The 9107-nt window shown below is 74.0% G+C and carries 6 protein-coding genes; 4 read left to right on the top strand and 2 right to left on the bottom strand.

Annotation, left to right across the window (positions count from 1 at the left end; all coding sequences use genetic code 11):
• Positions 1–2: 2 nt before the first annotated feature.
• From ACWD4P_RS14215 to ACWD4P_RS14205, 3 genes are all read left to right on the top strand, one after another.
• Positions 3–206 carry an MbtH family protein gene (locus ACWD4P_RS14215; protein ID WP_359830105.1) on the top strand — a complete coding sequence of 68 codons (204 nt, stop codon included), beginning with the start codon at positions 3–5 and terminating at the stop codon, positions 204–206.
• 124 nt (positions 207–330) lie between these two features.
• A complete protein-coding gene (locus ACWD4P_RS14210; protein ID WP_359830103.1) occupies positions 331–840 on the top strand; it encodes a GNAT family N-acetyltransferase in 510 nt (169 codons plus the stop codon).
• A gap of 89 nt (positions 841–929) precedes the next feature.
• On the top strand, positions 930–2429 hold the full coding sequence (locus ACWD4P_RS14205) for a phosphatase PAP2 family protein (RefSeq protein ID WP_449779778.1): 1500 nt from the start codon (positions 930–932) through the stop codon (positions 2427–2429).
• A 32-nt stretch (positions 2430–2461) separates the two neighbouring features.
• Here ACWD4P_RS14205 and ACWD4P_RS14200 read toward each other — a convergent pair whose 3' ends face one another.
• Positions 2462–4951, bottom strand: a complete 2490-nt coding sequence (locus ACWD4P_RS14200; protein WP_449779777.1) for a SpoIIE family protein phosphatase — start codon at positions 4949–4951, stop codon at positions 2462–2464.
• A 50-nt stretch (positions 4952–5001) separates the two neighbouring features.
• On the bottom strand, positions 5002–8454 hold the full coding sequence (locus ACWD4P_RS14195) for a HAMP domain-containing protein (protein ID WP_359830288.1): 3453 nt from the start codon (positions 8452–8454) through the stop codon (positions 5002–5004).
• Between the two features lie 302 nt (positions 8455–8756).
• Between ACWD4P_RS14195 and ACWD4P_RS14190 the strand changes: the two genes are divergently transcribed.
• On the top strand, positions 8757–9107 hold a 351-nt coding region (locus ACWD4P_RS14190), incomplete at its 3' end, for a sigma factor (protein WP_449779776.1).

Below are 9107 nucleotides of genomic sequence, written 5' to 3'. Positions count from 1 at the left end.
ACATGGACGAGAACACCCGCTACCAGGTGCTGCGCAACGACGAGGAGCAGTACTCCCTCTGGCCCGCCGAGCTCGACGTACCGGCCGGCTGGCAGGCCGTCGGCACCGAGGGCACCGAGGCCGAGTGCACCGCCTACGTCGACGAGGTGTGGACCGACATGCGCCCGAAGAGCCTGCGCGAGCGCATGGAGAACGCCCGGGCCTGACCGGCCGCGGGACGGCAGCCGGCCGCGTGCGGGCCGGCCGGCCCCGTCCCCACCACCGCACCGCCGCGTCACCGAACCACCGAACCACCGAACCACCGAACCACCACGACCCGAGGAGAGCAGCATGACCCCTCCGCTGCGCACCGAGCACCTGGAGTTCATCCCCTACCGGACCGAGGACGAGGACGCCTTCGTCTCCCTGCTGCGCGACGCGGACGTGTGCCGCTGGATGGGCCAGGACCTCGTGCCCGAGCCGGACATCCGCACGCTGTTCCGCGCGATCCTGAGCGACGTCTACCCGCAGAACCTCTTCGACGTCTGGGGCCTCTGGGTGGACGGCGCGTACGCGGGCCACGCCGAGGTCAAGCGCGCCGGGAACGTCGACGGCCACGAGCTGGTCACCGCGCTGGCCCCGGCGTTCTGGGGCCGGGGCCTGGGCGGCGAGGTGGTGCGCGGCCTGATCCGCTACGCCGGTGAGGAGCTGGGACTCAAGGAGGTCTACGGCATGGTCGGCGCGGAGAACACGCCGAGCCTGACGATGTGCCACCGGCTCGGCTTCCGGCACCTGCGCGACGTGGTCGGGGACGACGGCTCGGTGACCAAGCTGGTGGCCATCTCCACGGACCAGGCCTGATCCGGGCCCGAACCCCGTACGGCCGTCCGGGGACACACCCGGGCGGTCACCTCCTCGGCTCGGCGGGCCCGCTTCGTTAGGCTCGTCGGATGACACGACTGGGGACCACACGACTGGACGCCATCGACCGGGCCCTGTTCGACCGCATCGCCGCCGCGCCGCTGCACGGCACGCGGCCATGGCTGCGGGCGCTGAGCAGGGCCGCCGACCACGGGGTGCTCTGGACGGCCACCGCCGCCGTCCTCGGCACCGTCGGCGGACGCCGCGGCCGGCGCGCGGCCCTGCGGGGGCTCGGATCCCTGGCCATCGCCTCGGCCACCGCCAACACCGTCGCCAAACACGCCACCCGCCGCCCCCGCCCGGCGGCGGACGGCGTGCCCGCCATCCGCAGGCTGCTGCGGCAGCCCGTCACCACCTCCTTCCCCTCCGGCCACGCGGCCTCCGCGGCCGCCTTCGCCACCGGCGTGGCCATCGAGTCCCCGCTGCTGGGCGCGGCCGTCGCGCCGGTCGCGGCGGCGGTGGCGTTCTCGCGCGTCTACACCGGCGTGCACTACCCCGGCGACGTCCTCGCGGGCGCGGCCCTGGGGGCGGGCGCCGCCGCCACGACCCTGCGCTGGTGGCCGCGCTCCTCGGACGTCCCGCCGCCCGCGGCCCCGGCCGCCCTCCCGGCCCCGGCCCTGCCGGGCGGCCGGGGGCTGTCGGTGGTGGTCAACTCCGGCTCCGGGAGCGGCGCTCCGCTCGCCGACGGCCCCGAGGAGACGGCCGACACGCTGCGCGCCCTGCTGCCGGAGGCGGACGTCCGGGTCTGCGGGCCGGAGGACGACCTGGTGAAGCTGCTGACCGAGGCCGCCGACCGGGCGGACCGGGCCGGCGGCGCGCTCGGGGTGTGCGGCGGCGACGGCAGCGTCAACCTGGCCGCCGGGCTGGCCGTCGACCGCGGGCTGCCGCTGGCGGTCTTCCCCGGCGGCACCCTCAACCACTTCGCGCTCGACCTCGGGGCCACCACCCACGAGGCCACCGCCGGGGCCGTCGAGGCCGGCACCGCGGTCGGCGTGGACCTCGGACTGGCCACCGACGACACCGGCACCCGGACCTTCGTGAACACCTTCAGCCTCGGCGTCTACCCCGAGCTGGTGCACCGGCGGGAGCGGTCGGAGAAGCGCATCGGCAAGTGGCCGGCCCTCGCGGTGGCCGTCGCCGAGCTGCTGGCGACCGCCGAACCGGTCACGGTGCACGCCGGCGGCCGGCCGCACCGGCTGTGGCTGCTCTTCGCCGGCAACGGGGCGTACGAACCGGCGGGCTTCGCCCCCACCCACCGCGCCGCCCTGGCCGACGGGAAACTCGACGTCCGGGTCGTCGACGGCGGCAGTCCCTTCGCCCGCACCCGGCTCGCCGCCGCGTTCCTCACCGGCACCCTGCACCGCTCCCGGGTCTACCGGACCGCCCGGCTGAGCGCCCTGGAGCTGGACTTCCTCGGCGACGCCGACCGGATCGCCGTCGACGGGGAGAGCGTCCCCGCCCGCGGCGCCCTGCGGCTGTCCAAGAGCCCCGCCGCCCTGACCGTCTACCGCCCGCCGGTCGCCTCCTGAGCGCTCGTCCGGTGGGCCCGCTCCGGGCGGGCCTACCGGACGGCCACCCCGACCAGGCAGGTGTCGTCGTCCGTGTCGGCACTGCTGTACCGCAGCAGGTGGTCCAGCTGGTCCTGGAGCCCGGCCTCGCCCGTGGCCGCCACCCGGTGGGCCTGCTCGACGAGGGCCGTCAGACTGGTCAGCGAGGCCTGGAGGGACTCGTCCCGGCGCTCGATCAGCCCGTCGGTGTACATCACCAGGGTGTCGCCCGGCTCCAGCGGCAACTCGCCCTCCTCGTACTCCGCCTGGTCCACGGCGCCGAGCAGGATGCCGCCCAGCTGCGGAAGGGTGGTCGCACGCCCCGCCCGTTGCAGGACCGGCGGCGGATGCCCCGCGCGGGCCCAGCGGAGCCGGCCCGTCCCGGGCTCGTAGAGGCCGCAGACCGCGGTGGCGGTCACGTTGTCGGTGAGGTGGTGGGTGACGCTGTTGAGCCAGCTCAGCAGCTGGGCCGGCCCGGCACCGGTCGCGGCCAGCCCGCGCAGCGCGTTGCGCAGGGCGACCATGCCGGTGGCGGCCTCGATGCCGTGCCCGGAGACGTCGCCCACGCACAGCAGGACGTCGCCGGAGGGCAGGGTGAGCGTGTCGTACCAGTCGCCTCCGACCAGGTGGTCCTTCTCGGCCGGACGGTAGCGGACGGCGACGTGCAGGTCGGGCAGGTCCAGCGGGCCCCGGGTGGGCGGCATGATGGCGTGCTGGAGCTGGAGGGCGAGCCGGCTGCGCTCCGCCGCCTGCTGTTCGCTCTGGACCAGCTGGTCGCGGGTCGCGGCCAGTGCGACCTCCGTCCAGTGCTGGGCGGAGATGTCCTGGTAGGCGCCGCGGACGATCCGCAGACTGCTGTCCGGGGCGGGCACCGGCTCCGCCACGACGCGGATGTGCCGGGTGACGCCGTCGGGGCGCTGGAGGCGGAAGGCGGTGGAGGCCGGCCGCCGGTGGTGCAGCAGGGTGCGCAGGAAGCGGCCGATGGTGTGCCGGTCGTCCGGGTGGGCGTGGTCGGCCAGTTGGTCCAGGGCGATCGGCGGGGAGCCGGACGGCAGCCCGTGCAGCTCGAACAGGGTCTCGTTCCAGGCGATCTGACGGGTCGTCAGATCCTCCTCGAAGCCGCCGATCCGGCCGAGCCGCTGCGCGTGCTGGAGCAGCCGGGCGACCCGCGGGGTGCCGTCGCCGAGGCGCCAGACCACCGCCACGTGGGTCCCGTGCCGGCTGATACTCACCTGGGCCAGGGCGGTCAGCGGCACGCCGTCGACCAGGGCCGCGAGCCGCATGCCGTGGGTGCGGAAGGGCTCCCCGGTGGCGAAGACGTGCTCGACCTTCTCCGCCAGGCCGCCGGGTTCCGCCGCCAGCGGGTACGCCTCCAGCAGGTGGGTGCCCGCGATGGCGCTGGTCGGCCGCCCGGCGAAGTCGACGAAGGTGGGATTGACGTGCCGGATCACGAACCGGGGGAGGTGGTCGTCGCCGTCGGGCGACAACCGGAGGATCATGCACGGGTCGAGCAGGCCGTCGACCAGCTGCCGCAGTTCGCCGAACTGCCGGTCGGCCGGATCGGGGCCGGCGGGCTCCGGGCAGCTCCAGGCCTCCAGGGTGGCGGCCGCCAGCTCCGCGAGTGCCTCGAACTGCCGTTGCAGGGACTGGGAGTGCTCGGGCAGCGCGTCGTGCCAGCAGATCTCCAGGACCCCGATGAGCCGGCCGCCGGTGCCGGCCGGGACGGCCAGCCGGCCGCCGCGGACCTCGTGCTGGCCGATCGACGGCAGGGAGGCGTCGGCGAGTGTCGGGTAGCGGACGGCGGACCGCTCGTCCAGGGCCCGGCGGGCCGGGGTGGGAACGCCGGGCGGGACGTGGCGCCAGCGTCGGGCCTCCTCCTCGGGGAAGCCGGCGCTGCCCGCGAGGGACAGCGAGAGGTCGGGGTGGGCCGCCCAGACGGCGACGGCGGCCACGCCGAGCGGCCGCAGGGCGTGCTCCAGCATGGACCGCGCGGCCGCCGCCGCGTCGCCGCCGGCGAGCACGTCCGCCTCGGTGCTGCGGAGCCGGACGGCCACCGGATCGGCCGGCGGGGCGGCGTCCGCCGACGGTGCGGAGGCCCCGGCGACGAAGCTCCGCACGAGCGCCGAGATCTCGTCCGCGGCGGACTGGTTGACCAGGTCGGCGGCGAGCTCCAGGGGCGACGTCCCGGACTGCTCGGAGAGGTTCTCCAGCTGCCTGGCCGCCTCGGTGGGGCTGCACCGCAGGCGCTCGACGAGGACGCCGACGGCCATCTCGATCACGGCGCGGCCCGCCGTGTGGGCCTGGGCGTGGTCCAGTTCCAGCCGTAGCCGCTCGACGGTGCCGGCCAGCCGGCCGACCGCCGTCGCCTCGCGTTCGGACTGGCGGGTCTCCGGTGTTCCGGTCGTGGCGTCGCGCCCGGCGACGGGCACGACGACGGGCGTGCCGGGGGTCGGCCCGGTCGACGGGCTGCTGCCGGCGGGGGACTGCTCCGGTGGCTGGTGCACGGTCGGGGCTCCTGGGGCGTGGCGGCTCGGGGCGGGCGGCTGGGGACGCGCTACGAGGACAGCAGGTGCTTGATCCGGCTGATCACCTGGTCGGCGTCGACCGGTTTGGTGATGTAGTCGCTGGCACCCGAGGCCAGGCTCTTCTCCCGGTCGCCGATCATCGCCTTGGCGGTGACGGCGATGATCGGCAGTCCCTCGTGCTCGGGCATGGCGCGGATCGCGGCGGTGGCGGAGTAGCCGTCCATCTCCGGCATCATCACGTCCATGAGGATCACGTCGATGCCCGGGTGGACGGCGAGCGCCTCCAGGGCGGCGCGTCCGTTCTCGGCCTGGAGGACGTGCATGCCGTGCAGCTCCAGGATGCTGGTGATCGCGTAGAGGTTGCGGTCGTCGTCGTCGACGACCAGCGCGGTGCGGCCGGTGAGCACCGGGTCGGCACCGGGGGTCCGGGCGGGCTCGCGGTCCGTGTCCCGGACCAGCTGGACGACGCCCCCGGGCCGGTCGGCGCTCATGTGCAGCGCGATGCGCTCGCGCAGCTCGTCGAGGCTGGAGAGGAGTTCCAGGGGCTGCTCGCCCCGCCGGCGGACCGCGTGCTCGTTGTCCGGGACGACGCCCCGGTTGTCGTGGGCCAGGACCGGGACGGTGTACAGGGCCGGGTCGCCCTCCATCTCCTCCAGGAGGGTCGCCGACGTTCCGTCGGGCAGGCCCAGTTCCAGGACGACGCAGTGGCAGGGGGCGGTGGCCAGGGCGGTGGCGGCCTCCTGCGCGCCGACCGCCGTGACGATCTCGACCGGCCGCTGCCCGCCGGAGTAGCGGGCGAGGTCGGCGACGGCGTTCTCCGCGACCAGGGAGAGCAGGCCGTTGGGGCGGCCCTCCACCACGAGCAGCCGCCGCGGCCGGCCGCCGGCCGCCCGTGCCGGGTCGTGCCCGGCGTCCTGGGACGGCACCGTGGCCACGCGTTCGGGAGCTCCGGGCGCGGTGCCGGGGCCGGCGGCGGAGAGGTGGGCGGGCTCGGACGGCAGGTAGAGGGTGAAGGTGCTGCCCCGGCCCAGGGTGCTCTCCACGGTGATCGCGCCGCCCAGCAGGAAGGCGATCTCGCGGCTGATCGACAGGCCGAGGCCGGTCCCGCCGTACTTGCGGCTGGTGGTGCCGTCGGCCTGCTGGAAGGCGCCGAACACGGTCTCCAGGTGCTGCGGGGCGATGCCGATGCCGGTGTCGGTGACGTGGAAGGCGAGCACCGGACCGTCGCGGCGCACGCCGTCCGGGATCCCGTCCTCGTGGGCGGGTTCGATCCGCAGCTCGACCCGGCCCTGCTCGGTGAACTTGACGGCGTTGGACAGCAGGTTGCGCAGGACCTGGCGCAACCGGTAGTCGTCCGTGCGGAGTTCGGCCGGGACCCGACTGGCCGTCCGGACGGCGAAGGCGAGGTTCTTCTGGCCGGTCAGCGGACGGAAGGTGGCCTCCACGTAGTCGAGCAGCGACTGGAGCGGCACCGCCTCGACGTTGAGGTCCATCTTCCCCGCCTCGACCTTGGAGAGGTCGAGGATGTCGTTGATCAGCTGCAGCAGGTCGGAGCCGGCGGAGTGGATGATGCCGGCGTACTCGACCTGCTTGGCGGTCAGGTTCCGGGTGGGGTTCTGCGCCAGCAGCTGGGCCAGGATGAGCAGGCTGTTGAGCGGGGTGCGCAGCTCGTGGCTCATGTTGGCCAGGAACTCGGACTTGTACTTGGAGGCGAGGGACAGCTGGTGGGCGCGCTCCTCCAGCTCCTGGCGGGCCTGTTCGATCTCCAGGTTCTTGGTCTCGATGTCGTGGTTCTGCCGGGCCAGCAGCTCCGCCTTCTCCTCCAGTTCGGCGTTGGAGGCCTGGAGCTCCTCCTGGCGTGCCTGCAACTCCTCGGACCGGGTCTGGAGTTCGGCGGTGAGCCGCTGGGACTCGCCGAGCAGTTCGTCGGTGCGGGCGTTGGCGATGATGGCGTTGACGTTGACGCCGATGGTCTCCATCAGCTGGTCGAGGAAGTCCCGGTGGACCTCGGTGAAGGGGCGGACGGAAGCCAGTTCGATGACGCCGAGGACCTGCTCCTCGACCACGATCGGCAGCACGATCAGCGACAGCGACTCGGTGCGGCCGAGACCGGAGGAGGCGGCCAGGTAGTCCGGCGGGAGGGAGTCGACGGCGATGGTGCGCCGGCTGCGCGCGGCCTGGCCCACGAAGGACTCGCCGAGGCGGAAGCGGGTCGGGCGCTCACCGTCGGGGAACGCGTAGGAGCCGACGAGCCGCAGCACCGTTCCGCGGGGGCTCTCCTCGGCGAGGTAGAAGGCGCCGCACTGTCCGCCCACCAGCGGGGCGAGTTCGTCCATGACCGACTCGGCGACCACCGAGAGGTCCCGCCGGCCCTGCATCAGCGCCGAGAAGCGGGCGAGGTTGGTCTTGAGCCAGTCCTGTTCCTCGTTGGCGCGGGTGGTCTGGCGCAGGGACTCCACCATGGCGTTGATGTTGTCCTTGAGGTCGGCGACCTCGCCGGAGGCGTCCACGGTGATCGAACGGGTGAGGTCCCCGGCGGTGACGGCGCCGGTCACCTCGGCGATGGCCCGGACCTGCCGGGTGAGGTTGCCGGCCAGCTCGTTGACGTTCGCCGTGAGCCGCTTCCAGGTGCCGGAGACGCCCTCGACCCGGGCCTGGGCACCCAGGCGGCCCTCGGTGCCGACCTCGCGGGCGACCCGGGTGACCTCGTCGGCGAACGACGAGAGCTGGTCGACCATGGTGTTGATGGTGGTCTTCAACTCCAGGATCTCGCCCCGGGCGGTCACGGTGATCTTCTGGGTGAGGTCGCCCTCGGCCACCGCCGTGGCGACCTGGGCGATCGAGCGGACCTGCGCGGTGAGGTTGCCGGCCATGGAGTTCACCGAGTCCGTCAGGTCGCGCCACGTCCCCGAGACGCCCTCGACCCGGGCCTGGCCGCCCAGGCGCCCCTCGGTGCCGACCTCGCGGGCGACCCGGGTGACCTCCCCGGCGAACGAGGACAGTTGGTCGACCATCGTGTTGACGGTGTCCTTGAGTTCCAGGATCTCGCCCCGGGCGTCGACCTCGATCTTCTGGGTGAGGTCCCCGCGGGCCACCGCCGTCGTCACCTGGGCGATGTTGCGCACCTGCCAGGTGAGGTTGCCGGCCATCGCGTTGACGGAGTCGGTGAGGTCCGCCCAGGTGCCCGACACTCCCGGCACCTGCGCCTGGCCGCCGAGCCGCCCCTCGGTGCCGACCTCGCGGGCCACCCGGGTCACTTCCGAGGTGAAGTGCGACAGTTGGTCGACCATGCCGTTGAACACGGTGGCGATCTCGCCGAGCAGCCCGTCCGCGTCGTCGGGCAGCTCGGTGCTGAAGTCGCCGTCCCGCACGGCCGTCAGACCCGCCAGCAGCTGCCGGAGCTCCGCCTCGTTGACCAGCGCGGTGCCCGGGCCGTCCGGCGGGCGGTGCTGCGACTCGGGGGACAGGATCGGGCCAGCCATCGAAATGTCGCCTCCGTAGAACGCCGCGCCGCCGGCCCGCATCCGGTCGCGGACACCTCGGGACGGGCCGCGGCTCCAGGTGTGATGTGTTCCCGTCCGGAGGCTATCGCAGCCGTTCGCCGAGCCGAAACGGCTGGTCGTCGCGTTGGTCCCGCCGGTTCACCGCGCTAGCCTGGGCCGTTCCGCGACGCACCCGAAGTGTACGAACCTCCTTCATGGAACCTTCACGACCGGTGACCGCATCGATCGGCCGGGACGGGGTAACGGGCGTTGCGTCACGAAGAAACGAGGAAAGGACTCCGATGGCCGCGACCACTGGTGAACCGCTCGTCTCCCCGGCCGCCTCCGCCACGGCGGACCTGCGCGACCTGCTGCCGCCGGAGCTGGCGGCGGCGGAGGACCTGCGCGAGGTCGCGCCGGCCGACGCCCGGGAGCTGACCCGGGTGCTGCTGCGCCGGCTCGCGGCGCTGGAGGAGGGCACCCGGGAGTACTCGTACGTGCGGGCCACCCTGGTGGAGATGAACCTGTCGCTGGTCCGGTTCGCGATCCGGCGTTTCGCCGCGCACCGTGAGCCGCAGGAGGACCTGCTGCAGGTCGGGGCGGTGGGCCTGATCAAGGCGATCGACCGGTTCGACCCGGAGCTGGGCGTGGAG

Source organism: Kitasatospora sp. NPDC002543 (assembly GCF_053594915.1).
Note: the sequence above shows the minus strand (reverse complement) of the source record. Positions and strands in the feature narration are given on the sequence as shown.

Coding starts and splice junctions, on each gene's coding strand:
- ACWD4P_RS14205 (WP_449779778.1), top strand. CDS start 930: ATGACACGACTGGGGACCACACGACTGGACGCCATCGACCGGGCCCTG.
- ACWD4P_RS14215 (WP_359830105.1), top strand. CDS start 3: ATGGACGAGAACACCCGCTACCAGGTGCTGCGCAACGACGAGGAGCAG.
- ACWD4P_RS14210 (WP_359830103.1), top strand. CDS start 331: ATGACCCCTCCGCTGCGCACCGAGCACCTGGAGTTCATCCCCTACCGG.
- ACWD4P_RS14195 (WP_359830288.1), bottom strand. CDS start 8,454: ATGGCTGGCCCGATCCTGTCCCCCGAGTCGCAGCACCGCCCGCCGGAC.